Here is a 26,705-nt window from a genome sequence, read left to right on the forward strand (position 1 = left end):
CATGTCCGAGCCGCGCTGCGCGATCAACCGCAGCGCTGACTTCTCAAATCAAAACAGGGGGTTGGAAAACGAGGTTGTGGCAATTTCGTCCAGATTCTCAAAGGGGTCGTTGATATCCGCATCGCTGCGGTGCGCATGATCGACGCGGATCGCCAGCTCGGCCAACTCGTGATCGACGGGTTCGCTCGGACCGGCATACGCGGTGAGATCCTGAAGTGCAGCTTTGACGCGGGCGATTTCAATATCTCCAGACGCAGCCTTCCCGTTGTCCGGGGCAAGACGCAGCCAGAGGGCTGCGCCGGTAATGAGCAGGATAATCGCCGCGACCGCCATCAACCGTGACGGCCCGATGCGCGCCAGCACGCCGCGACCGCGAGCTTCTACCGCGCTTTGTGTGGCTGCGCAAATACGATCCGCCAGTCCGGCGGGTACATCCACCGTCTCAATCGCCAACACTTCGTCAAGAAGCGATTCAAGCTGGGCGTCGATAGGTTTTTCGTTTCGGTTTGTCATACTCACCTCTATCAACTGTTTTTCATCTGTCGCGTAGCCGGGTCGTCTCTCATGATTCGTCTTCTTCCAGCAGTTTTCTCAGCTTCCCTAAAGCTCGATGTCCTCTGGCGAGCACTGTGCCCAGCGGTTCCTCAAGCGCCTGGGCGATCTCCGCAAAACTCAAGCCGGCGGTGTGGCGGAGATTCAGAATCTCCCGGTCATCCTCGCTGAGCATCGCGATCGCTGCTTTCAGCCGATCAATCTGCTCCGCACGGCTGACGGACTCATACGGCTCTTCGCTCTCGCCGCGCGAGCTTGCGCCATTCACGAGTTCGCCTTCCACCGCAGCCCATGGTCGATCCTCGTCACCCGCTGCGCCCGTCATGTCCATCGGACGCGCCTGCCGCTTGCGACGCCGCATCTCGTCGCGGAGCTGATTCATGGCGATGCGGAAAAGCCAAGGCTCAAACCGTCCACGCTCGCTGTACTTACCCAACTGTCCGACCAGCTTCACAAACGTGGCCTGGGTGATTTCTTCCGCCAGCTCGCGATCGCCGCATTGCTTGACCACGAGCGCGAAGACCCGCTTGGAATAACCCTCAACCAAGACACGCCAAGCCGCACTGTCGCCTCCAGCCGCCTGCGCAAGCGTCACATCCAATGGTGGTGGCGATGCCGCGTCGGCCATGAGACAAAGGATAAACGAAGACGGGTTAAGGGTTATTGCCTGCCAGCCGAAACGACCCGACATAGAGTGCAAATGCCTCGAAAACAGGCTGATTCCGCCTTTTGGCGGCAAAATATCCCGGCCGTCACGTCGCCAAACAGGGCTTCGCGTCCCATAATGACCTGATGGATTCTCCCTCCAACGCCATGACTGACCATACCGGCGCCGACCTGCAAAGCGCCACCGTGGTTTCGTTCCTTTTTTCCAGAGCGGCGGCTGCCAACCTCGACTGTACCTACCGCAAGGGATCGACCGTCCACCTGCCACGGAAGGGGCGAGTGCTCATTACCGGCGATCTGCACGACAATGGCCGGAACCTCCAGCGCATCATCAAACTTGCCGCACTCCACGAAAGTCCCGACCACCATCTCATCCTGCATGAAATTATCCATGGTCCGCACCTGATCAATGGCCGCGACCTCTCCGTGCGGACGCTGGCGCGTGTGGCGGAGCTCAAGCTCAAGTATCCCAATCAGGTTCATGTGTTGCTCGCCAATCATGAACTTTCCCAAATCGTCGGCTCGAGCATCAGCAAAGACGGCATCAACGTGTGTGATGCGTTTAATGCGGGAATTGATTTCATCTATGCCGATGCTGCGGAAAAAATCCGAGCAGGTGTAAACCGCTGGGTGCGGAGCCTGAATCTCGCGGTTAAATGCGAGAACGGCCTCTTCGTCAGCCACAGCCTCCCCGGTGCCCGGAAGCTGGAAAAATTTGATCCTCAGGTGATTGATCGTGAACTGACCGATGCTGACCTGCATAGCGGCGGCTCGGCGTATGACATGGTCTGGGGACGACATCATCCGCAGGATTTGGCGGACCATCTCGCCAAGGTTTGGAATGTCCGCCTCTTTGTCCTCGGTCATCAGCCCACCGACATGGGCTATCAGGTTCAGGGCACATCAATGCTGGTCCTCGCCTGCGATCACAATCACGCCCAGGTCGTACCTGTAGATCTGTCGAAGCGATACACTCTGGATAATCTGCTTGAAGTAATGACCCCGCTTGCTGGGGTAACCGTGTAATACCTGACCGGATCACAGCACCGACGGGCGAGGGTTGATGATCCCCGATTAAATCCGTGGCCAACTGCTCGTTTTCCGGTTGCGGCGCGCTACGATGTGACGGGGTTGCCCCTCTGTCGGGGCAAACAGCGTTAACCACCCATAGATAGAAAGTGAGGCTTTCGTGAACCGTGTAAACGTCATCGTCTGGGGTCTGATTGCCGGCGCTGTATTACTGATCGCCTCGTATGAAACGCGCTCAGAGGAAAAAGCCAACGCTCTTGAGCGGGTGCAATCCACCGTGCAAGCCGTCACCGGCCACGACCATGAACACGGCATGTCTGCCGACATGGCGCATCAAAACATGTGGGCGTCCGTGACCGATGCTGTCTGCGTACTGCACCCTACCAAAGACAACAAGGCGCATGGCTGGGTTCGTTTTTCACAATCGGGTGACAAGGTCGTTGTCACCGCGCAAATCGAAGGACTGAATCCCAACTCCGAGCACGGTTTTCATATTCACGAGTACGGCGATTGCTCCGCTCCTGATGCCACCAGTGCCGGCTCGCACTACAACCCCGAAGGCCACAAGCACGGCGCCCCCGATGCTTCAAACCGTCACGCGGGTGATCTGGGAAATATCAAGGCGGACGAAAATGGCGTTGCACGACTCAATGTGACCGTGGACAACATCACCATTGCAGGCACCAAAGCGCCGATCGTCGGCCGAGCGGTGATCGTTCACGCCAAGGCGGACGACCTCAAAACACAACCCACGGGTGACGCGGGGGGCCGCATCGCTTGCGGCGTGATCGGTATCGCCAAGAGCACCGCACCAGAGCCTGCCAAGTGATTAACTCGCCGCGGCTGAGGCAGACGCCACGGCACGCTTCAGGATAGGTTCGACTTCGCCGGGGTGACCGATCCACATGACCTTGCCCTCGCGCGACAGAACGACGGTAAGCGGAATGTAGCTGACTCCCCATCGCTTCGCGTGGGGCGAAGAGTTGCCCTCAAACACCTGCGGCCAGGAAAGCTCTTTACTCTTGACGACGCGAAGCATGTCGTTACGGTCATTGTCCAGGCTGATGCTGACGAATTCGACACCTTGACCTTTGTAATCGGAGTAAAGCTGCTTCATGGCGGGTAGTTCAGCCATACACGGACCGCACCAGGTCGCCCAGAAATCAAGCATCACAACTTTTCCTGCATACGTCGTCGGAGTGATCGTCCGGCCTTCAACCGTGGTGAAGGAAAATGTCGGCTTTTCTCCCAGCGCAAGGCCGGGAAGTGATCCGGATGAGGCTGGTGCCCCGGCCCCACTCTCGCCCCGATAGCAGCCAGTAAGAAAAACGAAAACAATACAGAGAAGAAAAGCTGGAGTACTTCGCATACGGAATCCCTTCGTGGATGACCGCATCATAGTCACGAATATCGAGAGTAAACCAGAACCAACCCGCTTCTCTGCAAAACGTCAGCGTGATGCTGAGAAGACGGTGATTTCAACAAGTGCCCTCCGCCCGATGGAGAACCATGGCTTGTTCCTGTTTTGCTGAAAGATCCGAAAGGACTCACCGATTGCCACGGTATCCGACGCCACCGGGGCCATTCGATGTGCGCGGACGCGCTTTATTAACCGTCAGCGAGCGACCGCTGAAGTCCTGACCATTGAGTGCCGTGATCGCCTTTTTGCCTTCCGTGTCGTTCATCATCTCCACAAAACCAAATCCCTTTGAGTGCCCCGGCGAGCGGTCCATGCTGCAACCTACGGTTTTTTGTGGAGCCGGAGATAAGGCCGCGATGATTGAAGACTGGTGGTCGCGGTCGTGTCAACAGGTAATTGCTGGATAGACTAACTCAGCAGTTGTTCGAGGTCCGCGCGGGTGAGGCTGCTGAGCAGGCTCTCCTGTCCGCCGACGATCGCATCCGCAAGTTTCTTTTTCTTTTCCTGAAGTTGCGCGATGCGCTGCTCAACCGTGTCTTCACAGATCAGGCGATACGCAAAGACGTGTCGCGTCTGTCCGATGCGGTGAATGCGATCGATCGCCTGAGCCTCCACCGCAGGGTTCCACCACGGATCGAGGATAAAGACATACTCCGCAGCGGTGAGGTTCAGCCCCAGGCCGCCAGCCTTGAGACTGATGAGGAAGAGCGGGCAGGCAGGATCGGTCTGGAATCGCTGCACATGTTTCTTGCGGTGGCGAGTCTGGCCGTCGAGATACTCGTAAACAATTTTTCGCTCGTCGAGACGGCGGCGTACCAGCGCAAGCATGCTTGTAAACTGGCTGAACACCAGCGCCTTGTGCCCTTCTTCGATGATGTCCGCGAGACGATCAAGCAACACCTCGAGCTTGGCACTCGGTTCATCAGCTCGTTTCGGATCGATGAGGCCCGGATGACACGCAGCCTGGCGCAGGCGCAGCAACGCCTCAAGCACCATCATGGTCGAGCCGCCCAGTGAAGCGGTCATTCCGCTTTCAAGTTTGTTAAGCAGCGTACCCCGGTAGTGCTGGCGCAGTTGCTCGTAAAGCTTTTTCTGTTCCGGCTCGAGTTGACAGACGATCGTCTGCTCCGTCTTTTCGGGCAGTTCGCTGAGCACCTGCTTTTTGGTGCGACGGAGGATAAACGGCCGAAGCGCTCTGGCGATCTGCGCAGCGGCTTTGGGGTCCATTGTGATGCGCGGATCGCCCGCAGCCGACTGAGCAACAGGCGCGGCAGACTTGGCGGGTGATTCAATCTCGACTTTTTCTTCCGGTTCACCGCGCACCAGCAGGCCGAACTTTGTGTTGCTGCCGAGCATGCCGGGGTTGAGAAACTCAAAGATTGACCACAGATCGCCCAGATGATTTTCAACCGGCGTGCCGGTCAGCGCCAGACGATGGTTGGCCTCAAGAAGCCTTGCTGCCTTGGCGGATTGTGATGTCGGATTCTTAATCGCCTGAGCCTCGTCGAGGACGACGTAATCAAACGCATGTTTGCGCAGCTCGTTGATGTCGCGGCGCATGAGGCCGTAACTCGTGACGATCACATCGTGATCAACAAACGCCTCACGCAATGTGTTGCGCTCCGTGCCTGTGTATGCCTGCACCCGGAGGTTGGGGGCGAAATGTTGCGCTTCGTCAATCCAGTTAAAGACCACAGATCGAGGAACGATAATCAGCGATGGCTTGTGCTGTCCCGGGTCCGCTGCTCCGTGTTCCGACGACGTGCTGTTAGCAGCGGAAGTCCGGCCCTTCCGCGCTGTCGCTCGCTCGCCATACCGGGCGTCGAGCATCGCCAGTACCTGGATCGTTTTCCCAAGCCCCATGTCGTCAGCCAGCACGCCTCCCATGCCGAACCAGCGGAGAAACGCCAGCCAGCCAAGCCCTTCGCACTGGTAGGGACGAAGCGTTCCTTTGAAGGTGGCCGCGGGTTCAATCGGCTGGATGCCGGAAAACTGACGGAGCTTGCGGCGAGCTTCCTGGAACTTTTCATCCGCCTCGATGAAATCTTTTTCGCCCAGTAGCGTGTCGAGCAGTGCTGCCTGCGTCTTCTTAAACCGGATGTGATCGCCTTCGACTTTACCGATGGCGGCAAGCAGGCCCTGCTGCTCCAGCCACTCTTCGGGGAGCAGGCCCTCGCTGCCATCGCCGAGCGTGATCATTTTTTTCCCGGATCGCATGGCCGCAAGAACTTCAGGCAAGCCGACGATCTGTTCACCGTTTGCGGTGTCGAATTTCACGCTGCCGTGCATCTCGAACCAATCGACGCCGCTGGTGATAGAGATGCGTGGCGGCGCGGCGTAACGAATCACGCGCTGATCCGCCGACACCACCCAGCCTTTCCGCAGCAACTCGGAAACCACCGACACCATCTGCCTGGCGGGAAGCAGCATGGTGTCGAAGCCGTTATTCGGATGATGGCGAAACCCCAGCCCGGCAAGAATCGTCACCGCTTCGTTTTCTCGTGCCGGATCGCGCCGGATCAGCACGCGCTGCGCCGGTGAGCGAGGGATCGGGAAAGAGTCGTCTAAGCCCTCATCACCAGAGTCTTCGCCGCCATCATCCAGATCGGCACCGGGATCATTGAGGTCGTCTCGTTTCGTTTCTTCGCCGATGGAGTCATCGGACTGATCAGACGGCTCTGTTGTAATACCTTCTTCCGAACCAAGCTCTTCGGTCGCCAAGATGTCATCAGTTTCAGCGGCATCGCCATGTTCGCGCTGCGGCACGTATCGTCCCGGCAGTCCCGGTCGGACACGTGAGTCCTCGTATGCGAATGACAACCTCGCCACCAGTTGACTCCGCGGCGTCCCGCCACCCAAGGCGGCGGCATGCGCATCAGGACCAAATATTTCCAGATGTGGAATGGGGGCGACATGCTGTTCGCGACGACCGACACCATCGGGCAGCTCAATTTCCGGCAGGTTTGTCAGGCGGTAGAGACGATCGAGAAATCGCGGCACGTCGGCGGCGGGGACGCGGATCGGCGCAGAGCGGCCGCCATGTCGGTAATCATCACGGAATTGCCCCGCCCAGCGTGCAGCACCACGGTCGTCAAAAGGCGCGACTTGGCCATCGTAGATCACAACGCCGTCAGCACCACTGACGATCAGGTCCGGGTCTTCAATGCTCGACCGCTCCTCGCCCGCGGGGCCGGTCCTTCGCAGCTCGGTTGTGACGACCAGCTCGTTCACTCCTTCAATGCCGATCATCCAAAGCACCCACGGCTCATCGCCCCCCCAGCGGAGAGGCTCCGGTTCGCTCAAATCGCCGTCGAGAAAACACCGACCGGTATCGACCATGCGCTTGAGCAATGCTCGACCTGCGCCGCGAGGCAAGCGGAAGGCATCGCGCATTGATTCGTTGCCGAAGTTTACGCGGATGTCTTCGGACTCAATCGGTGTAGCCCCCCAAACCAGCGCGCAGAGTTCGCGATCCGTTGAATCCTGTATTTCCTCAACACTGCCGCCAGTGATTTTGAGTCGTTTAAGGCGGCTCCAGCCGGTCTGAGTTGGGTCACGTTGTCGCAGCAGGACGACAAGCCCGTTATAGCGAGAGGAAAGCTCGCTACTGAGTGAATAGCAGACCTGTGAGTGCATGATCGTCGGCGGTGCTGGAATCACGCCCTGGGATGCACCGGAAACCGGCATGCGAAGCAGGCTGAGACGCCCAACCCATTCCGGTTCGCTGGCCGAGCTTGTCTTGGCTCCGCCGTCGCGTTTACGCGCCTTGGGCACACGCAGGCTTGGCTGGTCTTCCTCATTGGCCAGCGTGCGTTGTTCGGAGACCGCAGCCTCCAGCGGGTTGTAATTCGCGTCAAGAATCGTCGCCCAAATATGTTTGCAGTACGACCCGCCAGCAAAGAACGCACAATTACACTCGGCTGTAGCTGTGGACCCCTCTCCACGAATCACCACGGTATAGGTCTGTTTTCCTCGGACCTCGGCGCGGATCAACTCACCCTCTTGAGGAGGCATCCGCTTGACGCGACCCTCCGCCTGATATGCGCGGCCTCGCATACGAATGCCGCTTTGAAAATGAGGTGCCCAGATCTTGATTAACGACATCCCGCACTCCGCGCATGCAATAGGCCGAATTACTTAGCTTAGCGTGTTTGCTTTTTGAGGCAATCTCTAAGCAGAAATAACATCGTGTGCCGCCATACTGCTGGCCTTCACATGCAAATAATCCAGCCGTTGCTGTCGCGGTTCACCCCTGATCCATTTGCACCGTTACCATGCCCTCATGTCCCGCGAGCTGATCGTCCTCTGTCTGCTTGCTCTGACGTCATTGACCCTCATGCGGGTCAATGGCGTCCTTTCGCCACACGCCTTTGATCATTCTCCGCGGCGACAGACGAGGCTCGGACTGATCGATCTGTTCATCGGACTGTTGCTTGTTTTTGTTGGTATCTATCTCGCGCAGGGACTATTGCAATGGTTTGCGCCGCACCTCCTGGCCGGGGCTGAGACCTCAACCCTCTCGTCGGATGATCGAGTACGTCAGATGATTGTGATCCAGTTTTGTTCACAGGGCATCATTCTGCCTTGGTTGATAAGCCGAGCCGCCGCCCTGCCCGACGGCTTTCACGAATTGGGGCTTCTGCCCCGTCGCCCGCTGCGCGACATACGTTACGGTCTCGTTGCGATGATCGCCGTATTGCCGCTCGTTGGCCTGTCACAATTTTCAATGCAGGTGATTGGCCGGCTCTTCAACCAACCCGCGCCGACGATCAATCATGAAATGTTGCGGCTGATCGGCGACTCGTCTTCAACAACCACAGTTGTGCTCCTGACGCTTTCAGCAGCGGTACTGGCACCGATTTTTGAGGAAGCCCTGTTTCGCGGACTCTTTCAGTCGGTTCTTGTGGGACTCTTTGGCGGAAGGCGGTGGCCAGCGGTACTAACCGCTGCTCTGGTGTTTTCGCTGCTTCATTTTGGACAGGTTACCTGGCATGCGCTGCCGGCACTTTTTATTTTGGGAGTCACGTTTGGGTGGGCCTATGAACGGACAGGAAGTCTGCTGACCGGAATCGTAGCGCACATGGGATTTAATGCCTTGAACCTAATCGTCGCGACGCAGATACAGCACCTGTCATCGTGATTTCATCGACCGGATGTATTTGCGGCAGCCCGGAGCACTCATCTCGCTACCATGTCTGCCATGCTTGCTCTCAAAACTCTTGAATGGATCGGTGACGCCCGCTCCGGTTTTCTGCGACTGCTGGACCAGACACGGCTGCCGACGGAAGTGACTTATCTGGATTGCCATGACGTGCAAAGCGTGTGGGATGCGATCAAGCGTCTCAGCGTCCGCGGTGCGCCGGCTATTGGTGTCGCGGCGGCGTATGGCTGCGTCATCGGTTCTCAACATGGAAACCTCGTTTCCGCTGCCGATCACCTTGCCGCCTCACGGCCGACGGCCGTCAATCTCTTCTGGGCCGTAGATCGCATGAAGCGTGCCGCAGCACAACCGGGTACCACGCCAGAATCTCTCCTCGCAGAAGCAAAGCTGATTCACCATGAAGACGTCGAGATGTGCAAGCGCATTGGAGGGTATGGCCTGCCGCTCATCAAAGAACTATCCGGTCGCTTGAAAAACGCATCAGCCGTTCCTGGAGTTCTCACTCACTGCAATGCGGGTGCGCTGGCGACAGCGGGCATCGGCACCGCCACCGCGCCGATGTATCTGGCAAAGCAGGCGGGAATACCTTTTGCCGTCTTTGCCGACGAGACCCGACCTCTGCTCCAGGGTGCCCGACTCACCGCATTTGAGTTACAGGCCGCAGACATCGACGTGACCCTCATCTGCGATGACATGGCGGCACACACGATGCGAAATGGACGGATTCAGATGGTTATCACGGGAGCGGACCGCATAGCTGCTAACGGTGATGCTGCCAACAAAATCGGCACCTATAATCTGGCCGTCCTCGCCCATCACCACAGCATCCCGTTTTACGTCGCAGCCCCGACTTCCACTTTTGATCTTGCCACTCCCGACGGCAGCCACATCCCGATCGAAGAACGCGCCGCTGAGGAAATTACGGAAGGCTTTGGCAAACGCACAGCACCGATTGGAATCAAGACGTTCAGCCCGGCATTTGACGTGACGCCCAGCGAACTGATCACCGCCTTGATTACCGATCGCGGATTGATTCAACCGGTAAACACTCAAAATGTTGCGCGAGTTTTAACCTTGCGCGGTTAAACTACTCTTGTGAATCGCATCCTGCTCTATTACGTCGCTGTCATTGTGTTTGTCCTGGGCGTTGCTTTACCTGCCCTGGCTTATGAGGTTGGCGACACGCCGAAGTTCGAGTTCAAATCCCTCGACGACAAGACGATTTCACCCGAAACTCTCAAGGGTTATGTTGTCGTCATCAACTTCTGGGACAGCACGGACGACTACACCGACCATCAAGCAGAGAACTTCGTCCCTCAATATGAAGCGTTGATACGACAGGGAGTTTATTTTGTCGGCTACAACATTGATCGAGACGTAAAGAACTGCAACGCAGTGCGGCGAGAGAAGAAATTCACCTGGCCACAGATCTCTGATACCCGCGGATTTCAGAGTCCGGTCATAAGTCAATGGGGCATCATCAAGCCGCCGCCATATTCGTTCGTCCTTTCGCCCAAGGGTGAAGTCGTCTGGCACGGCCACACGTCCGCGCTGACAGGCAATGTTGAAGCCGCCCTGAAAAAGACGCCGCCGCAACTCGACCGAAAAATGTGGATTGAGTTGAGCGTCCGGCAACTCAAGGAAATCCATCGTCTGCTTGATGCAAATAAGGAAAAACAGGACTACCGCCAGCCGCTGGCGTTGCTGGGCACGATCCAGCAGCCGGTCTGGGATGATCCTGCGGTGCAGGCTCTTTCCAGAAAAATCCTGCCTTTTTTTGACTCGAAAAAGCAGGATGACCAGTGGTCGCTGGCTACCTACCTCGACGCCTATGCGGGAGGGAAAAAATCGCTCGAGGCGATGCGGGCTTCACTGACCAAGGCACCATCCAGCCAACCCGCGTCTAAGACCTCCGCAGCAGACAAGCGAGAAGACTATGCGAATCAGCGTCTCGCCGCGGCAGACCGATACCGCGAAACTGAAAAACATCCACAGGCATATCGCGCTTACAAACAAATCGTCAAGATTTACGCTGGCACCGCTGCAAGCAAAGCCGCTGCTGAACAGGTCAAAAAATATGAGGCTGATGAAAAATTCATGGCCGACCTGAAACAGCTTGAGATGGAACAGGACGCCAAGGCCATGCTCAGTGAAGCAGCCGGCTACCGCAGCGCGAAGCGTGAAGACCTGGCGATAGAAACCTACAAAAAAGTCATCGAAACGTATCCGGACACGGAATGGGCGAAGGAGGCCAAAAAAGCACTGGAAGAAAAGTAGTCCGCCAGTTTTTACCGTCCATCCTGCTCTACCGTTACCGTGCCGAGTGTTGCAGCCTCACTCAATTTAGTCTTGTGAAAGATTAGATATGGAAGCTCTCGTCCTCGAAGAAACGAAAAAACTCACACTGCGTGACATACGACTTGCTGAGCCGCTCGGCCCGCGCGACGTGAGGATCAAGATTCACACCGTCGGCATCTGCGGCAGCGATGTCCACTACTACCAGCACGGTCGAATCGGCCCGTTTGTTGTACGAGAGCCGATGATCCTGGGACATGAAGCCGCGGGCACGATCACAGAGGTCGGCCATGATGTGAAACACCTCAAGGAAGGCGATCGTGTCTGCATGGAGCCGGGTATTCCCGATCCCGCATCAAAAGCATCGCGGCTGGGCATGTACAACCTCGACCCTGCGGTACGATTCTGGGCGACGCCGCCGGTGCATGGCGTTCTCCGGCCGTCGGTTGTTCATCCCGCGGATTTCACCTTCAAATTGCCGGACAACGTCAGCTTTGCCGAGGGCGCAATGGTCGAACCGCTGGCGGTCGGCATGCACGCGGCTAATAAAGCGCAGATTAAGCCCGGCGATATCGCCGTGGTGATCGGCGCGGGGCCTATCGGCATGGTGACGACTCTGGCGGCTCTTGCGGCAGGATGCAGCCGCATTTACATCGCTGATGTGCAACAACCCAAGCTCGCGCTGGCGCAATCACTGGTGCCAGGCGCGGTGATCCCGGTCAACGTCAAGTCACAGAATCTCACGCAGATTCTGCGAGAAGCTACCGACGGCTGGGGTGCAGATATCGTGTTTGAAGCCAGCGGCAACGCCAAAGCAGCCAGCGGCGTCTTCGATCCGCTGGCGCCGGGCGGAAAGGTTGTTTTCATCGGCATGCCCGGCGAGCCGGTCGCGCTCGACGTGGTTGCCGCTCAAGTAAAGGAAGCAAGGATCGAAACCATCTTCCGATACGCCCATGTCTATCCGCGAGCACTGGCACTCATGGGTAGCGGAAAAATCAATCTCAAGCCGCTGATCACGAATCGTTTTCGCTTTGATGAGAGCGTGAAGGCGTTTGACTTCGCCTGCCACATGCCGGCAGATGCTGTGAAGGCGCAGATCGAGCTGTAGATCAACCGACGCATGCGGTTCCGGGCTTGGTGCGCCGACCGCATGCGATTTCACAGAGGTTTTTATGCCATTTGGATACGGTATTGGCGCGCTAGCCGTCCTGATTCTCGACATTTATTGCATCTATCTCCTTATCACCAGCGGAGGCGATCCGGCCAAAAGACTTATTTGGATCCTCGTGATACTGCTTCTGCCGCTGTTGGGTGCCGTCCTGTATTTGCTGATCGGGCGGCGCACGGGAGCTTGATAACACGCTTGCCCTGATGGGTACGTGTAAGGTCGCATCAAACCGTACCCTGCGGTAATCGGTGATAATAGTTTTATGGACATTAACTTCTCAGGCAAAACCATCATCGTCACCGGGGCAGGTAAAGGCATCGGACGCGAGATCACGCAGTTTCTCACTAAGTGCGGCGGGAAGGTAGTCGCGGTCAGCCGCACGCAGGACGATCTTGACTCGCTTAGAAAAGAGTGCGGTTGCGAGGTGATCCAGGCCGATCTCGCCGATGCATCACAGACAAAATCGGCAGCCGCAAAGGCGGTCGGCAGGGCTGGTGGCGTGGATCTGCTCGTGAATAATGCGGGGATCTCCCTGCCGCAAGCCTTTCTTGAGACAACGCCGGATGCCTTCGACAAGACGATGGCGGTGAATGTTCGCGCAGCCATGATCTTTGCGCAAGCCTACGCCAAACATGTCATCGAATCAGGCAAAGCCAAGTCGCGAACCTGCGCAATCGTGAATCTTTCCAGCCAAGCCTCCAAGGCCGCGTTGGCTGACCATGCCGCTTACTGCGCGAGCAAAGGCGCGCTCGACATGCTCAGCGCCGTGATGGCTCTGGAACTGGGAAAGCACCAGATCCGTGTGAACTGCGTGAATCCGACCGTGACTCTCACGCCGATGGGTGAAATGGCCTGGGGTGATCCTCAGAAATCCGGTCCGATGCTTGCAAAGATCCCGCTCGGCAGGTTTGCTTATCCCAAAGATGTCGCCCATGCGGTGGCGTATCTGCTCAGTGAACATGCGGACATGATTCACGGCGTGACGCTGCCGATTGATGGCGGATTTTTGGCGACGTAATACACGAACCCGTAGCCGGCTCATCAATCGAAATTAGACGGTTCGCACTAGTCGCACAAAGGACTCCGGCTCCATCAACCTGGTTTCCAGAAACTTCGCCAGCGGCTGATTCAGAATCGGCAGTTTGCCGTAACTGTGTTCGATCGCCATCACCGCGTAATCCACGTCGTCTTCGTTGACTTCGCTACTGCCGCGATTACCCGCGCTGTATTTGGCGACGGCAACAACAAGCGGATAAAGCAGTGCCAGCGAGCGCAGGCCCGCGAGGAAGTCGCGGCCGCCATTCGCTGGGCCCATGAACTGCATCGAACCGAGCTTCGCACGGACCATGCGCCAGTGCAGCAACATCACGGCAGAATCGGTAAGTCTGATTTCGTCACGAAAAAGGCGAGCTTTTACCAACTTTCCCTCGCGGTGACCTGCGCCCAGATCACGCAAGCTGCCGCGTCCAAGGATTACTTTGGTCGTTCCAATCGCTCGACTCAATCGAGAAGCGTGTCCCTTCATAATGTCTTCATCTCGTCGCAAGGTCATCGCCAATAATGCGCGGAATGCGAGATGTCCTCCCGCGCCAAGCCGCCGTGCTGCGCCGGACGACAGTAATTCGACCCGTTCTTTCAACATCGGAAAAGCGTTACCCAGTACGGCGCGATCCAGTTCGTTGACTTTCAAACTCGGTAGCCAGCCAGCCAGAAGAAATAGAAAGATTGCGCGCTGGTCGTCACGTTCAAAGGCGCCGAGCAACATGCCGGCAAATTCTGTAATCGCTTCGATTTGCTCCCTGTGTAGATAGCTGCGTGTCTTCTCGTCGAATCCCTCCTGCGGCAAATTGAGTTCTCGTGCGTAGCGTTCCAATTCACCGCGTCGCTCCTCCAGGGATATGCCGCGATTTTTTCTCACGCTGGGGCAGTAAAACCGTGTCGTGACGGATGCTTCATTGCGGAATGTTGGCGTGATGTGAAACGGAAACAGCCGACATCCCAGCGGTTTGGCGGATTCGCCGAACTTTTCATGAATTCGGCAGCGATTGGTGGCTTCATCGAGGAATACACACGCCCCGCTTACACGATGGGCGAGCACCGTCTTGCCTGCAAATTGATCGAGTACGTCCGCACCGTGTAACGCATCATTCGCCGGCCAGGACATTGCACGTATTTTTTCGAGGTCGGCTGGTAGTAGCTCAACATGCCATCCCCGGCAGCAGTTACCGCAGGAATGACACGAAAACCGTTCGGTCGCCAGAACGCGAAGCTTCATTGGATGGAGATTTTAGACACAGGGCAATCCATAGAGGCATGAACATCGACGCAACTTTGCAGTGAATAATACTCTTGCTGAGAGTACGCCCTGACGGCTAATTTACGCTTCCTCTACTTTGACAAACTCGCAAATCTCCAAACCAAATCCTTCCAACGATGCCAGATGGAATGGGTGGTTGGTTATCAACCTCATCCGACGAATCCCCAGGTCGCGGAGAATCTGTGAGCCGATTCCATAATCGCTTTTATTTGATGGCGGCTTGATCCCCGGCTCATCCTGCGACCGGCCAACACGGACGCGCTCCGGGCCGCCAGCCCGCTCCTCTTGCTCGGCGGAGAGATGCAAAGTCTGTAGCCGTTTGAGCAACCCGCGGCCCATGCCCTCATGTCTCAAATACACCAGCGCTCCGGAACCCGCATTCTGGATCATCCGAAGTGATGCGCGGAGAGTCCGCGCAGACGGCTGCTGAATGTCACCAAAGACATCCCCAAGCAGATTCTGACTGTGCATACGCACAAGGACGGGCTGCGTGATTTCCAGCGGCAACCCCGCACCATCAAGCTGTCCCACATCACCGCATGTCAAAGCAACATGCGGAAACGGATCAACCACGCTGCGATAGGCGTGCAACGTGAATTGTCCGTGCTCACAGGTAAAGGGCACGCTGTCGATGCGATGAATCAGCTTCTCCCGCCGCATGCGGTACTCGATGACATCCGCCACGGAACAGATTTTGAGATTGTGTCTCCGGCAGAGCTCCTGGAGGTCCGGCAGCCGCGACATGGAGCCGTCCTCATTCATCACTTCAATGATGACTGCGGCGGGCTTGAGTCCAGCCAACTTGCACAGATCAACACTCCCTTCGGTCTGGCCGGGACGCACGAGTACCCCTCCATCACGGGCACGGAGCGGCTGAATGTGTCCGGGACGAGCAAGATCATTCGGTCGCGTCTGTGGATCAATGGCAACACGAATGGTCGCGGCGCGGTCGGCAGCACTGACGCCCGTGGTCAGGCCGAATCGTTCGTGGGCGTCAATGGTGACGGTAAACGCGGTGCCTCGCTGGGTGGTGTTGACGGAAGACTGCGGCGTTAGTTCCAGACGATCACATACCTGGCCGGTGAGCGACAGACACAACACCCCTCGACCTTCACGGATCATGAAATTGATCACCTGAGGTGTGGCAAACTCGGCGGCACAGACAAGGTCGCCCTCGTTTTCACGCTGTTCATCATCCGCCAGGACGATCATTTTGCCAGCACGGAGGTCGGCGAGGATTTCGGGGATCGAATGCATCAACTCTCATCATACGGAACGAGACGCTTCTCCATGTCATCCACATGCAACTCACCCTGATCTCAGTGGACAACGTATCCTGACGAAAACTCGAAAATTGTGCTAAATCACCGACGTGAAAGTTACGGCGATTTTGATTCGCCGTAATTTTTCTATTTCGGCCCCAGCCTTACGACCGTCCGAGGTTTGAACGGCCAATCGGCGATCAGTGCCTTGATGTCTGCTTCGCTTACCGCTTTGATCCGCTGGAGTTCCTCCGCCAACGGCAAATACTCACCCAGATAAGTCCACTGGCTGCCCAGCCCTCGCATCCGGCCGGCAGGATTTTCACCTTCGAGGGTGGCCTGCGTGGCCAGTTTGTTTTTAGCGCGCTCGATCTCCGCGGAATCAATCGAATTCACATAGTTATCAATCGTTTCCAGCAGGATTTTCTCGACCTGCTCAACCCGTTCGGGATCACAGGTCGCCGACGCCAGATAAATGCCGCAGCAGTCCTGCGGTCCGAAATAAAAATCCGCCTCGTCCGCCAACCCCGGATCAACTAATGCCCAATACAGCCGCGATCCTTCGCTATCGCCGACTACGTCGGAGAGCACCTTCGCGGCATAGCGACGCAAATCTTGCGCGCTGGGTCCCGGACAAATCATCGCGAGGTACTGTCGCTTCACCTTTGTATCTGCGATGACCTTGATGTGCGTGTCGCAGCAGGGATCCGAATAGGATCTCTTTGCTCCGGTTGGGGTCCAGCTCCCTGCAACTTTCGAAACGTCGTCCACGAATTTCTCAAAATCGACCTTGCCCGCAGCCGCCACCACGATGTTGTCCGGGCTGTACCGCGTCTGGAAATAACGCTCCATCTGATCGCGCGTCAGCGCTTTGATCGAATCCGAGGTTCCCAGCACCCGATAGGCAAGCGGATGCTCACCGAAGTGCGTCTCCATCAGCGTATCTTGAAGCCGCCACTGCGGACGATCTTCATACATCCCGATCTCTTCGAGAATGACGTTTTTTTCCATGAGAAAATCTTCGGATCGCAGCGCGGGCCGAAGCATATCACCCAGAAGATCGATCGCGCGTGGGAGAAACTCGGGCAGCACCTGCGCGTAATAAACAGTGGTTTCCTGTGAGGTGTAGGCGTTGTAGTTGGCTCCGATTTCATCAAACTCGCGGTTAACGTCATCCGCAGTCCGCCGTGCAGAGCCTTTGAACATCATGTGCTCAAGAAAGTGCGATACCCCCATGAGCGGCTTCTCTTCATCGCGCGTGCCGGCTTTGACGAAGAAACCGACCGCAGAGGTATGTGCCGCTGAGTTTGTCTCGGCGATCACGGTCAGGCCGTTAGAAAGCTTGCGGTGGTGGAAGTTAAGCATTGTTGTTTTTCGCCGGTCAAATCCGAACACTCGACGTAACTTTCATGCGCCGTTATTTCGCCTGTCACGTTCACACGATGGAGCATTCTACGGTTGTCGTTGATTGTTGAACGCATAAAAAAGGACAGCCGCACGGGCCGTCCTTTTCATGGGTAAATAACTACCGATTAACGCCTGTCGGTAATCAGCCCGAAATCTTCTGGAGCTCTTCCGCAAACATTTTCTTGGGATTCAGGCCAATAAACTTACGCACAATCTGACCATTCTTGAACAGAATGACAGTCGGAATCGCGGTAACGTCGAACTTCATCGATACGTTGCGGTTGTGGTCGGTATCAACCTTGCCAACCTTGACCTTGCCGGTGAATTCCTTGGCAAGCTCATCAATGGTTGGCGCAAGCATGCGGCAGGGCTGGCACCACTCCGCCCAAAAGTCCACGAGGACGGGCTTATCGCTGTTGAGGACTTCCTGCTCAAAGTTGCTGTCTGTCAGTTCCAATACGCCTTCACCAGCCATGATCGGCTCCTGTTTCTATTGATTCCAGAGGGTCTTGATCGATTCACAAATTAATGTGGCGGATTCTATGCGCGGGATTTACGGACAGCAACCAGTCGCGTGCAAATGACCTCAGATGACTACATGTGTATAGGAAACCAAGCCCGCCAATACTCCCGCCGACACCAGCAAACCAACCCCGCGTCGCTTCCGCGTTAAAATCGCTCATACCCCGTTGTCCCGGAGCTATTTGTGACGCTTTCATCCAAGATCGAAAATCACACTGCCGTCATTGGTGTGATCGGCCTGGGCTATGTCGGCTTGCCGCTGTTGCGCACTTTCTGGGATGCGGGATTTCCCGTGATCGGCTTCGATATCGATCCCGGAAAGATCGACAAACTTCTCCGGGGCGAGAGCTATCTCAAGCATCTGGGTGAAAACCTCGTGCGCGACATGGCTGTTGCCGCCACCCGGGGAAACACCTCCGTACCAAAAAAGTTTGACGCGACAGCCGACTTTACGCGCCTTGGTGAAGCTGATGCGGTGATTGTTTGCGTGCCTACCCCGCTGGGTAAGCATCTTGAACCCGATCTCTCTTATATTGAACAAACCTCGGATGCGATCGCTCGGACGCTGCGATCCGGTCAACTTATCGTTCTCGAATCCACAACCTACCCGCGCACAACCCGCGAGATCATGCTGCCCCGCTTTGAGAAGGCAGCAGGCGGCAAATTGAAATGCGGTATTGATTTTTTCCTCGCCTTTTCACCCGAACGCGAGGATCCCGGCCGCAAGGACCACAATACGCAGACGATCCCGAAACTCGTCGGCGGAATCGACCCGGAGTCCGGCCGGGTGGCGACGGAGCTGTATTCAAAGGCCATCCGAAAAGTGGTGGCCGTCTCCTCAGCCGAAGTCGCGGAAGCCGCCAAACTGCTGGAGAACATCTACCGAGCGGTGAACATCGCGCTGGTGAACGAAATGAAGGTTCTTCTTACCGCGATGGGTATCGATGTGTGGGAGGTCATTGAAGCCGCCTCCACGAAACCTTTCGGGTTTCAGGCTTTTTATCCCGGTCCGGGACTAGGCGGGCACTGCATCCCCATTGACCCTTATTACCTTACGTGGAAGGCCCGCGAAGTCGGCTTGCCTACACGATTCATCGAACTTGCGGGAGAAGTGAATCGGGGAATGCCCGATTATGTCGTCCAGCGAACCCTGCTGGCGCTCAATGACCGTCAGATCGCGGTGAAGGGTGCGAAAATTCTCGTGCTTGGTTTGGCATACAAGCCGGATGTGGACGATGTACGCGAAAGCCCGAGTTTTGAGTTGATAGAAAAGTTACAGGCTCTGGGCGCAATGGTGGATTTCAATGATCCGCACGTTCCCGCCACACACAAGATGCGGTTCCATGATCTGCAAAAATCGAGCGTGCCTCTCTCCGCCTCTATGCTGCAAGGCTATGACGCAGTGATTATCGCAACCCATCACAAGGCATATGATTGGGCCTTCGTCGTCAAAAACGCACGGCTAATCGTTGATACGCGCAACGCAACCGCAAAAATAGCAGGTAAACGCAATCACATCGTCAGTGCGTAGGAATTCGCTTATCTACGGCGGAGCGACGGGTGATTCACTTTGGCACATCAACGGTCAACTGCCGCGACCTAGAACAGCTCCACCGCTTGCATGTACCCCGGCACATCAACCGGATACTTCGCCCGCCTGCGGATGATTTCCGCCAGCGTGTTTGCGGCTCTTTCTTCGCCATGCGTCAGGAATAATCGTTTCGGGGTCGCACCCATCGCATCGAGCCAGTGTAAAAGCCCCTTCTGATCAGCGTGGGCGGAAAGGCCGCTGATCTCCGCGATCTGTGCCTGTACGGGATATTGCTTGCCCAGAATGCGAACCTCTTTCTGGCCATCCACCAGCTCGCGCCCGAGCGTGCCTTCCGCCTGGTAGCCGACGAAAAGGACGGTTGTTTCCGGCTTGCCGATGTTCTGAATGAGATGGTGCTTGATGCGTCCCGCATTACACATACCCGAGCCGGCCATGATGACTACGCCGCTGCGTCCGTTGATCTCTTTCGATTCCTCGACGCTGCGTGTGAAGTGCAATCCCGGAAAGCGAAACGGCGACTCGTTGGATCGAAGCATGGCCCGCGCTTCTTCGTCAAGACACTCCGGATGGTGAGCCATTACATCCGTCGCCTCAACAGCCATCGGACTGTCAAGAAATACGCGCACATCGCGCAGCTTCCCGCTACGAACCAGGCGGCTGAAATAATACATCAACTCCTGTGCCCGTTCGATGGCGAACGTGGGTATCAGCACGTTCCCGCCGCGCTTAATGGTCTGGTTGACGACCGCAGCAAGCTGTTCTTCGATTCCTCCGTTAACTGCATGGTTCCGGTCACCATACGTGGACTCCATCACCACATAATCCGCGGAATGAATAAGCGAAGGGTCACGGATGAGGGGCTTATCCCACTGGCCGATGTCGCCCGAAAAAACGATCCGCCTCTCAACACCAGCCTCGCGGACAACGATTTCCAGCAGAGATGAGCCGAGGATGTGGCCGGCATCGCGCCAGGTGACGCTGACGCGATCATTCAGCCGCAGCGTCTCTTCATATTTCACCGGGCGGAGCAGCCGCAGCGAAGCGTGAGCGTCGTCCTCGGTGTAGAGCGGTTCAATGGGGTTTTCATCGACACGGTTTTCCTCTTCGTGTCGTTTGATCTTGTTTCGGACATCTTCCTGCTGGATGCCTGCCGCATCGAGCAGCACGATCCGGGTCAGATCGAGCGTTGCGGGAGTGGAATAAATGGGTGAGTTGAACCCGCGCTTTACAAATCGCGGTATCAGGCCGGTGTGATCCAGATGAGCATGGGTCAGAAGCAGCGCGTCAATCTTCGCCGGATCGATCGGCGTCGTCCCCCAGTTGCGGCCGAGGTACGCCCGTTCCTGAAACATGCCGCAATCAATAAGAAGTTGCAGCCCGCCAGCATCAAGAAAGTAACGCGATCCGGTGACTTGCCGGGTGGCGCCGAGAAATTGAAGTTTCACGTTGTTTGTTCTCTCGGAAGGGGTGTGAATTTATAAAAATCGCTCGGATGTTTCCGACGTAAGCAGGTTGCACGCTTCGGTATTGCCTAGCCAGCGGTGACGATGCTTCGCAATAAAGCTGTATATCACATCTCGGATCAAGGGTGGCACGATCATGAAAACAACCAACGCCTTCCAAAAGCCGCAGAGATGCGACGCGATACGAACCGCAGCGCTGGATCGAATGTAGGTCTTGCCATTCTGGATCAACACCATGCTGTTAATCGTGCCCTCCTCCAGTTGGTATTCGCGGAGCAATGATCTTCCTGTATCAGATTGGAGTGCTGCAAATCGGAAGTAATCCGCAGGATCGCGTTTAATAATGAAGTTCACTGAAGCACTGCACAGGTTGCAGATGCCGTCAAAAAGAACGATGCCATGATTCCGCGTGACGGTGGAATTAGCGTGTTTCACAAAAGTTCCCCGTCTATGTTAGGCGTGGATCACAGCGGAAATAATCGTGACTCAGGTTGCGACGAGGATTTTTCCCGCGGCAGCCGTACCCAGCGTAATCAGCTTGCCCTCTTTGAGACGAATCGAAATCGCATCCGCCAGAGTGTCGCGAGTTTCGATGGTAATGCGCGCGCCGGGCTTGAGTCCCTGTCGCTCAACAAACTTGAGGAATCGTTCATCCTGATCCACCACTCTGGCAATTCGGACGTGTTGGCCGGACTCGACATCCGCGAGGCGCAGGACGTCGCGATGCGTGACTTTGCCGTCGGCAGAGGGAATCGGGTCGCCATGCGGATCGAATGCCGGACGGCCAAGGTATTCATCAATTTTTTCCAGCAGCCGTTCGGAGATGGAATGTTCCAGTTCCTCCGCTTCATCATGGACTTCAGACCAGTCGAGATGCAGCACGGTGACGAGAAACAGCTCAACTAATCGGTGACGACGCAGGACATGGAGCGCGAGTTTCTCACCTTTCGTCGTCAGTCGTACCCCGCCCCGCGGCTGATAGGCGACGAGTCCCGCGTCGGACAACATCTTGATCATCGTTGTCGCAGTACCCGCGGTGACTCCGACTGCGGCAGCGAGCCTGCCCATGGGTACCAGTTTTCGCGGCGACGAGGCCTGATGCTCCAGGTAGATCTGCTTAACGTAGTTTTCAACGGTTATGCTGGGCATCGGCTTGGAAGACTCGCTTCTGTTTTTGCCTCTGAAACTCAAAAAGAGTTTAACCGATCAACACGGCCGGATCGTCAACGTAACCCAACCACACGGCGACAATAACAACGCATCCTGATTTCCAGATGGGCCGTTACTTGATTTGTATATTCCAATCTTGTATTTTGATTACTCAAAGTTAGTGGTTGCGATCCAGTGGATCATCTTCATGGACTCCGATAAACCATCCTCCGCCTCTCCCGCCGATGCCGCCCCGCTACCCGTGGACGAAGGCTGGCGGCGGAACCGTCACACACCAAGCCTCCCCGAAGTGCATCGCTCCGTGCTGGTCCCTCAAGGCGCCGGCTTCGGACGAAAACTGCTCGCATTTGCCGGCCCGGGTTTCATGGTGGCTGTCGGATACATGGACCCGGGCAACTGGGCGACCGATCTGGCTGGCGGGGCCAAGTTTGGCTACACGCTGCTCTGCGTCATTCTCATCTCCAATTTCATGGCGATTCTTCTCCAGCACCTTTGCGTGCGTCTGGGGGTCGCCACCGGCCGCGATCTGGCGCAGGCGTGCAGTGACCACTATCACCCGGTGGTGAGCTTCGTCCTGTGGGTGCTCTGCGAGCTGGCGATCTGTGCCTGCGATCTGGCGGAAGTGCTCGGAACCGCCATCGCGCTCAACCTCCTGTTTGGCATACCCATGACCGTGGGGGTCTGTCTGACCGCCTTGGACATCATGCTCATCCTGCTGCTTCAGCACAAAGGCTTCCGCTATCTCGAAGCTATGGTCATCTCGCTGATCAGCATCATCGGAGCCTGCTTCCTCCTCGAAATTATTTTCTCGCGTCCCGACCTGCCCTCCGTGCTGCGCGGCTTTGTGCCCAGCCGTGATGTTGTCGTCAACAAGGACATGCTCTACGTAGCCATCGGCATCCTCGGCGCGACCGTTATGCCGCATAATCTTTATCTGCACTCTTCGATCGTGCAGACACGAAAATACGAACAGACGGCCAGTGGAAAGCGCGAAGCCATCAAGTTCGCCACGATCGATTCGACCGTGGCGCTGATGTTCGCACTCTTCATCAATGCCGCGATCCTGATCGTTGCCGCCGCCACATTCCACGGCACCGAACATCAGAACGTCGCGGAGATTCAGGACGCATACCTGCTGTTGACCGACGTGCTCAATGTTCCCGTGGCCAGTGCCCTTTTCGCCGTCGCACTGCTGGCCTCCGGGCAGAACTCCACACTCACCGGCACGCTGGCTGGACAGATCGTGATGGAAGGATTTCTTCACATCCGTCTGCGGCCTTGGTTGCGCCGTCTCATTACTCGATTGCTGGCGATCGTACCCGCGCTGGTCGTCACTTGGCTCTACGGCCACAAAGGTACAAATACTCTGCTGGTCCTCAGCCAGGTGATCCTGAGCATGCAACTGCCTTTTGCGGTTATCCCGCTGGTGATGTTCACCGCGGAAAGAAAAAAGATGGGCGAGTTTACGGCACCGCGCTGGATCCTTGCGCTGGCGTGGATCACCGCAACCATCATCGTTACGCTTAACATCAAATATCTCATCGACTGGACCGTCAGCCTCCTGGCTGGCGGCGGGGGCTGAGCGGCATGTATAAAAAAATTCTTGTCGCGCTGGAAAATTCCAAAACCGACCGGCGTCTGCTCGCACACGTCGGAGAGTTGGCTGTGTTGCTCAAGTCCAGCCTGCTTCTGTTGCACGTCGCGGACGGCTTCGCAGCACGGAACTTCAAGCAACTCAAGCTCGCCGAGTCCGAGGAAATGAAAGAGGATCAACGATACCTCGATAAAACCGCGCAATCATTGACCAAGCATGGCCTGAAGGTCGAAACACGGCTTGAATTGGGCAATCCGCCGGAAGGCATCATCAAAGTCAGCAAAGAATGTCACTGCGATCTGATCGCAATGTGTTCACATGGCCATCGGCTTATCGGCGACCTGGTATTCGGCAGCACCATCGAGCCGGTGCGTCATCGCACCAAGATTCCTGTCTTGATCGTTCGCGGTTGATTCTTCTGTCAAGTAATGATTAAGCCCGTTCACGGTGCCGCAATGGGGTACAGGCTCCTTCTCAACCGGTCATGGCCGGTACGTGCGAATGCAGAAACCAGCGATCGAGCACAACGCTCCGGGTGAACCAACTGTTCGTCAGCAACTTCGACGCTAACGGGAGCATGATTGCCGACGGCAGAAACCCTGACGCGCTAGTAGCTTTGGGTTGACCAAATCGTGATCTGATTTTTTCCCGGTATGGATCAAGTGCCGCTGACGAATAATTTCCTCGTGCAGCAATGATCGTTTCTGCGGCCAGAAGCGCGGACTCGACCGCTGGCCGAATTCCTTCGCCGCTTTGGGGGTATGCCAAGCCAGCCGAGTCGCCGATGAGCAGTATCCCGTCATCCACAAGTGTGCGCTGGGTGTGGCCATAAAGGATGTAAGCGTGACCGTGGAACTTCCCGGCAGCCGGGGTGTCCTGAGGGATCCGGCCCTCCTCGATCATCCAGGCACGAAAATCCGCAACGTGTTCGCCGACGCGGACGCTGTCCTCGCGGCCTAGCCCGATGTTCAGATAGTCCCCTTTGCGGAAGCACCATGCGTAGCCGGCCAGATCGTTGCAGAAATAAAGCTCCGGCGATTCTGAATCGACTTTGCAATGGCGCTTCTGCCTCTCGCTCAATGGAAATTCGATCTCCTGGGCTGCCACGATCGGCTCTTTGACCTGACCGCCTAGCTGTCGAGCGATGGGACAGAAATGGCCGCCCGCACCGACGACCAGCCGGGCGCGGATTACGTCGTTGATGATCCACCATGAACCGTCGCGCGTAAGCGACTCGAACTTTTCACCCAGTCGCAGCCGCGCACCACAGCGTTTGAGCAGGTAATCATCGAACTCATACCGGCGGATGCCATAGCTTACGGGCGCGTCATAACACGTCTCAACCGCCTCGCCCCTAATCATGCCGGTGCGAAATCGTGTAATAGGCTGAAACACACGAGATGCGGCGTATTCGTTGATGTCCAGCTCAAGTTCCGCGACAACAGCGGGCGTGATCCATCCCGCACAGGTCTTGTCACGCGGAAAAACGCGCTTGTCGAGTACGATCACATCCAAGCCGGCGGCGAGGAGCTTTCGTGCACAGGTGGACCCACCCGGACCGCCACCGACAACAAGAACATCACATGATTCCATGATCACCTCGCGCGGTAGAGATGCTCGCGCGTCAGCGGTACATCGTTGCACCTCGTGCGGTTGAACGTGACCTGGAATAATTGCATCCATCCGGTGGAGAATGCCGCAAGCGATCCCGCGAGATACAGCCGCCACATGCGAACAAAGCGATCGTCGAACATCTGACGAACTTGATCCGCCGATCGCTCAAAACGTTCGAGCCAGTGTCGCAGTGTTAGAGCGTAATGCAGCCGCAAATTTTCAACGTCGAGAATTGAAAAAGCGTATGGCTCGAAGATCCGGGTCATTTCGGAAAGGGCCGGCGTATAGCCTCCAGGGAAGATTCTTTCGGCTATCCAGGCGTTCATCCGGATTGGTCGGTTGCGTCCGATCGAATGGATCAGCCCGCGGCCATCTGGTCCAAGACAACGGTCGATGACCGCGCCGAGTGCTTCATAATTTCCCGGCCCCACGTGCTCAAGCATGCCCACAGAGACGAAGGCGTCGTATTTCCCCGCAATATTGCGATAGTCATCCTCAACAAACTCGACGCGCGATTTCAGGTCAAGGGCTTTGGCGCGTTCTCTTGCGTACACGATCTGTTCATGTGAGATGTTGAAAGCGCGTACTTTGACGCCGTGATGTTGAGCCATGTACAGGGCGAGTGAACCCCAGCCGCAGCCAGCCTCCACGACGTTTTCGTTTTCTCGCAATCTTAATTTGCGGCAGGTGTGTTCGAGTTTTGCCTGTTGTGCCGCTTCAAGCGTTGTCGTTTCCGTCGGAAAGTAAGCGCAGGTATAGACCATCGCGTCATCCAGCCAGAGACGATAGAAGTCGTTGCCGATGTCGTAATGATGATGAATGTTGGTTTTCGCACGACGGAGTGAGGCGGCATGTGGTCGATACCGCCACGAGGTGAGGTGCTCGCGGAATGTCCCGTCTGAGGAGCTGCCTCGATAGGACAACTCAAGCAGCGCAACAAGGTCGCCATATACCTGAAGCCGTCCCTGGCTGTAAAGCTCACCAAACTGATATTCCGGATCGCTGGCGAGCTTCCACAAAGCAGCACGATCCGTAAGAACAATGCGGGCAATATGCGGGGCGGCGGCACCTTCTACCACTTCGCCGCTCCAAAGCTGAATGTTGATCGGCGGATCACCAAGCGAACGAAGCATGCGACGCGCCAGCCATCGCTCTACCGCCAAAGAATGGCCAGTTAGATTGGGTGCGCCGGTGAGAGGATAGCCACCCTGGTTATCAGGATTAAGATCGAATGCGCCACTTTTATTTTCGTTCACGCAAACCCCCTTGCGCGACGGCTGGACTTGAAATCCTGCGTAATTCGATGCTGTCATAATTGTATGAACGGTTCGGGGTAGAAGCGAGAGATAATGCAGCTTCTTCAATCCGCGATTATGACACTACAATCTTAACTGGCGACAAGATTCGGGGGCCTTGGTCGAAAGCTGTCTGCTTGATTCATATACGCAGCAAATATCACAAATACGATTGCCGTGACGCCACAAGAATGAGGAAGGCGTCTTAAATAACAGCC

Annotated in this window: 26 protein-coding genes; 12 read left to right on the top strand and 14 right to left on the bottom strand. The window is 56.4% G+C overall.

Annotation, left to right across the window (positions count from 1 at the left end):
* Positions 1-48 precede the first annotated feature (48 nt).
* Together IT444_00920 and IT444_00925 are read right to left on the bottom strand one after the other, a co-directional pair.
* On the bottom strand, positions 49-513 hold the full coding sequence (locus tag IT444_00920; GenBank protein ID MCC7191315.1) for a hypothetical protein: 465 nt from the start codon (positions 511-513) through the stop codon (positions 49-51).
* Between the two features lie 49 nt (positions 514-562).
* Positions 563-1,180 carry a sigma-70 family RNA polymerase sigma factor gene (locus IT444_00925; protein ID MCC7191316.1) on the bottom strand — a complete coding sequence of 206 codons (618 nt, stop codon included), beginning with the start codon at positions 1,178-1,180 and terminating at the stop codon, positions 563-565.
* A 164-nt stretch (positions 1,181-1,344) separates the two neighbouring features.
* Between IT444_00925 and IT444_00930 the strand changes: the two genes are divergently transcribed.
* Together IT444_00930 and IT444_00935 are read left to right on the top strand one after the other, a co-directional pair.
* Positions 1,345-2,244 carry a metallophosphoesterase gene (locus tag IT444_00930; protein MCC7191317.1) on the top strand — a complete coding sequence of 300 codons (900 nt, stop codon included), beginning with the start codon at positions 1,345-1,347 and terminating at the stop codon, positions 2,242-2,244.
* Positions 2,245-2,407: 163 nt separating this feature from the next.
* Entirely contained in the window at positions 2,408-3,076 is a 669-nt protein-coding gene (locus IT444_00935; GenBank protein ID MCC7191318.1) for a superoxide dismutase family protein, read from the top strand.
* On the opposite strand, the gene IT444_00940 is transcribed toward IT444_00935, so the two are convergent.
* Entirely contained in the window at positions 3,077-3,616 is a 540-nt protein-coding gene (locus IT444_00940; protein MCC7191319.1) for a TlpA family protein disulfide reductase, read from the bottom strand.
* Between the two features lie 13 nt (positions 3,617-3,629).
* Between IT444_00940 and IT444_00945 the strand changes: the two genes are divergently transcribed.
* The gene (locus tag IT444_00945) at positions 3,630-3,779 is read left to right on the top strand and encodes a hypothetical protein (GenBank protein MCC7191320.1); all 150 of its coding nucleotides are present in this window, start codon (positions 3,630-3,632) and stop codon (positions 3,777-3,779) included.
* Between the two features lie 15 nt (positions 3,780-3,794).
* Here the strand turns inward: IT444_00945 and IT444_00950 are convergent, their stop codons facing one another.
* Positions 3,795-3,980 (bottom strand): hypothetical protein, encoded by a 186-nt coding sequence (locus IT444_00950; protein ID MCC7191321.1) that lies wholly within the window; start codon positions 3,978-3,980, stop codon positions 3,795-3,797.
* A gap of 95 nt (positions 3,981-4,075) precedes the next feature.
* The gene (locus IT444_00955; protein ID MCC7191322.1) at positions 4,076-7,771 is read right to left on the bottom strand and encodes an SWIM zinc finger family protein; all 3,696 of its coding nucleotides are present in this window, start codon (positions 7,769-7,771) and stop codon (positions 4,076-4,078) included.
* A gap of 178 nt (positions 7,772-7,949) precedes the next feature.
* Here IT444_00955 and IT444_00960 point away from each other — a divergent pair, with 178 nt between their 5' ends.
* The 6 genes from IT444_00960 (at position 7,950) to IT444_00985 (ending at position 13,309) form a co-directional block, all read left to right on the top strand.
* Positions 7,950-8,807 (top strand): CPBP family intramembrane metalloprotease, encoded by an 858-nt coding sequence (locus tag IT444_00960; protein MCC7191323.1) that lies wholly within the window; start codon positions 7,950-7,952, stop codon positions 8,805-8,807.
* 60 nt (positions 8,808-8,867) lie between these two features.
* Positions 8,868-9,914 carry an S-methyl-5-thioribose-1-phosphate isomerase gene (mtnA, locus tag IT444_00965; GenBank protein ID MCC7191324.1) on the top strand — a complete coding sequence of 349 codons (1,047 nt, stop codon included), beginning with the start codon at positions 8,868-8,870 and terminating at the stop codon, positions 9,912-9,914.
* Positions 9,915-9,923: 9 nt separating this feature from the next.
* The gene (locus IT444_00970) at positions 9,924-11,105 is read left to right on the top strand and encodes a redoxin domain-containing protein (GenBank protein MCC7191325.1); all 1,182 of its coding nucleotides are present in this window, start codon (positions 9,924-9,926) and stop codon (positions 11,103-11,105) included.
* A gap of 88 nt (positions 11,106-11,193) precedes the next feature.
* On the top strand, positions 11,194-12,231 hold the full coding sequence (locus IT444_00975) for an NAD(P)-dependent alcohol dehydrogenase (protein MCC7191326.1): 1,038 nt from the start codon (positions 11,194-11,196) through the stop codon (positions 12,229-12,231).
* Between the two features lie 64 nt (positions 12,232-12,295).
* On the top strand, positions 12,296-12,478 hold the full coding sequence (locus IT444_00980) for a PLDc N-terminal domain-containing protein (GenBank protein MCC7191327.1): 183 nt from the start codon (positions 12,296-12,298) through the stop codon (positions 12,476-12,478).
* 75 nt (positions 12,479-12,553) lie between these two features.
* Complete coding sequence (locus IT444_00985) at positions 12,554-13,309, top strand: glucose 1-dehydrogenase (protein ID MCC7191328.1); 756 nt, start codon at positions 12,554-12,556, stop codon at positions 13,307-13,309.
* Positions 13,310-13,342: 33 nt separating this feature from the next.
* Here IT444_00985 and IT444_00990 read toward each other — a convergent pair whose 3' ends face one another.
* From IT444_00990 to trxA, 4 genes are all read right to left on the bottom strand, one after another.
* Positions 13,343-14,566, bottom strand: a complete 1,224-nt coding sequence (locus tag IT444_00990) for a YkgJ family cysteine cluster protein (protein MCC7191329.1) — start codon at positions 14,564-14,566, stop codon at positions 13,343-13,345.
* 102 nt (positions 14,567-14,668) lie between these two features.
* Complete coding sequence (gene ribB / locus IT444_00995; GenBank protein ID MCC7191330.1) at positions 14,669-15,865, bottom strand: 3,4-dihydroxy-2-butanone-4-phosphate synthase; 1,197 nt, start codon at positions 15,863-15,865, stop codon at positions 14,669-14,671.
* Positions 15,866-16,017: 152 nt separating this feature from the next.
* A complete protein-coding gene (locus tag IT444_01000) occupies positions 16,018-17,235 on the bottom strand; it encodes an insulinase family protein (protein ID MCC7191331.1) in 1,218 nt (405 codons plus the stop codon).
* Between the two features lie 184 nt (positions 17,236-17,419).
* Positions 17,420-17,752, bottom strand: a complete 333-nt coding sequence (trxA, locus tag IT444_01005; GenBank protein MCC7191332.1) for a thioredoxin — start codon at positions 17,750-17,752, stop codon at positions 17,420-17,422.
* Between the two features lie 231 nt (positions 17,753-17,983).
* Between trxA and IT444_01010 the strand changes: the two genes are divergently transcribed.
* The gene (locus IT444_01010; GenBank protein MCC7191333.1) at positions 17,984-19,330 is read left to right on the top strand and encodes a nucleotide sugar dehydrogenase; all 1,347 of its coding nucleotides are present in this window, start codon (positions 17,984-17,986) and stop codon (positions 19,328-19,330) included.
* 68 nt (positions 19,331-19,398) lie between these two features.
* Here the strand turns inward: IT444_01010 and IT444_01015 are convergent, their stop codons facing one another.
* The 3 genes from IT444_01015 to IT444_01025 are packed head-to-tail and all read right to left on the bottom strand — an operon-like array spanning position 19,399 to position 21,963.
* The gene (locus tag IT444_01015; GenBank protein ID MCC7191334.1) at positions 19,399-20,796 is read right to left on the bottom strand and encodes an MBL fold metallo-hydrolase; all 1,398 of its coding nucleotides are present in this window, start codon (positions 20,794-20,796) and stop codon (positions 19,399-19,401) included.
* Between the two features lie 30 nt (positions 20,797-20,826).
* Positions 20,827-21,249, bottom strand: a complete 423-nt coding sequence (locus tag IT444_01020) for a DUF393 domain-containing protein (protein ID MCC7191335.1) — start codon at positions 21,247-21,249, stop codon at positions 20,827-20,829.
* A gap of 51 nt (positions 21,250-21,300) precedes the next feature.
* Complete coding sequence (locus IT444_01025; protein ID MCC7191336.1) at positions 21,301-21,963, bottom strand: metal-dependent transcriptional regulator; 663 nt, start codon at positions 21,961-21,963, stop codon at positions 21,301-21,303.
* A gap of 208 nt (positions 21,964-22,171) precedes the next feature.
* Between IT444_01025 and IT444_01030 the strand changes: the two genes are divergently transcribed.
* The gene (locus tag IT444_01030; protein MCC7191337.1) at positions 22,172-23,566 is read left to right on the top strand and encodes an Nramp family divalent metal transporter; all 1,395 of its coding nucleotides are present in this window, start codon (positions 22,172-22,174) and stop codon (positions 23,564-23,566) included.
* A 5-nt stretch (positions 23,567-23,571) separates the two neighbouring features.
* Positions 23,572-23,991 (top strand): universal stress protein, encoded by a 420-nt coding sequence (locus tag IT444_01035; GenBank protein MCC7191338.1) that lies wholly within the window; start codon positions 23,572-23,574, stop codon positions 23,989-23,991.
* Positions 23,992-24,052: 61 nt separating this feature from the next.
* Here the strand turns inward: IT444_01035 and IT444_01040 are convergent, their stop codons facing one another.
* The gene (locus IT444_01040; GenBank protein ID MCC7191339.1) at positions 24,053-25,171 is read right to left on the bottom strand and encodes an NAD(P)/FAD-dependent oxidoreductase; all 1,119 of its coding nucleotides are present in this window, start codon (positions 25,169-25,171) and stop codon (positions 24,053-24,055) included.
* A gap of 2 nt (positions 25,172-25,173) precedes the next feature.
* Positions 25,174-26,448: a class I SAM-dependent methyltransferase gene (locus tag IT444_01045; GenBank protein MCC7191340.1), complete on the bottom strand. Its 1,275-nt coding sequence runs from the start codon at positions 26,446-26,448 to the stop codon at positions 25,174-25,176.
* Positions 26,449-26,705 lie beyond the last annotated feature (257 nt).

It is taken from the genome of Phycisphaeraceae bacterium, assembly GCA_020851465.1.
In the GTDB taxonomy this organism is placed as follows: Bacteria; Planctomycetota; Phycisphaerae; order Phycisphaerales; family Phycisphaeraceae; genus JADZCR01.

Coding starts and splice junctions, on each gene's coding strand:
- IT444_00920 (MCC7191315.1), bottom strand. CDS start 513: ATGACAAACCGAAACGAAAAACCTATCGACGCCCAGCTTGAATCGCTT.
- IT444_00925 (MCC7191316.1), bottom strand. CDS start 1,180: ATGGCCGACGCGGCATCGCCACCACCATTGGATGTGACGCTTGCGCAG.
- IT444_00930 (MCC7191317.1), top strand. CDS start 1,345: ATGGATTCTCCCTCCAACGCCATGACTGACCATACCGGCGCCGACCTG.
- IT444_00940 (MCC7191319.1), bottom strand. CDS start 3,616: ATGCGAAGTACTCCAGCTTTTCTTCTCTGTATTGTTTTCGTTTTTCTT.
- IT444_00950 (MCC7191321.1), bottom strand. CDS start 3,980: ATGGACCGCTCGCCGGGGCACTCAAAGGGATTTGGTTTTGTGGAGATG.
- IT444_00955 (MCC7191322.1), bottom strand. CDS start 7,771: ATGTCGTTAATCAAGATCTGGGCACCTCATTTTCAAAGCGGCATTCGT.
- IT444_00960 (MCC7191323.1), top strand. CDS start 7,950: ATGTCCCGCGAGCTGATCGTCCTCTGTCTGCTTGCTCTGACGTCATTG.
- mtnA (MCC7191324.1), top strand. CDS start 8,868: ATGCTTGCTCTCAAAACTCTTGAATGGATCGGTGACGCCCGCTCCGGT.
- IT444_00975 (MCC7191326.1), top strand. CDS start 11,194: ATGGAAGCTCTCGTCCTCGAAGAAACGAAAAAACTCACACTGCGTGAC.
- IT444_00980 (MCC7191327.1), top strand. CDS start 12,296: ATGCCATTTGGATACGGTATTGGCGCGCTAGCCGTCCTGATTCTCGAC.
- IT444_00985 (MCC7191328.1), top strand. CDS start 12,554: ATGGACATTAACTTCTCAGGCAAAACCATCATCGTCACCGGGGCAGGT.
- IT444_00990 (MCC7191329.1), bottom strand. CDS start 14,566: ATGAAGCTTCGCGTTCTGGCGACCGAACGGTTTTCGTGTCATTCCTGC.
- ribB (MCC7191330.1), bottom strand. CDS start 15,865: ATGCATTCGATCCCCGAAATCCTCGCCGACCTCCGTGCTGGCAAAATG.
- IT444_01000 (MCC7191331.1), bottom strand. CDS start 17,235: ATGCTTAACTTCCACCACCGCAAGCTTTCTAACGGCCTGACCGTGATC.
- trxA (MCC7191332.1), bottom strand. CDS start 17,752: ATGGCTGGTGAAGGCGTATTGGAACTGACAGACAGCAACTTTGAGCAG.
- IT444_01025 (MCC7191336.1), bottom strand. CDS start 21,963: ATGCCCAGCATAACCGTTGAAAACTACGTTAAGCAGATCTACCTGGAG.
- IT444_01030 (MCC7191337.1), top strand. CDS start 22,172: ATGGACTCCGATAAACCATCCTCCGCCTCTCCCGCCGATGCCGCCCCG.
- IT444_01035 (MCC7191338.1), top strand. CDS start 23,572: ATGTATAAAAAAATTCTTGTCGCGCTGGAAAATTCCAAAACCGACCGG.
- IT444_01040 (MCC7191339.1), bottom strand. CDS start 25,171: ATGGAATCATGTGATGTTCTTGTTGTCGGTGGCGGTCCGGGTGGGTCC.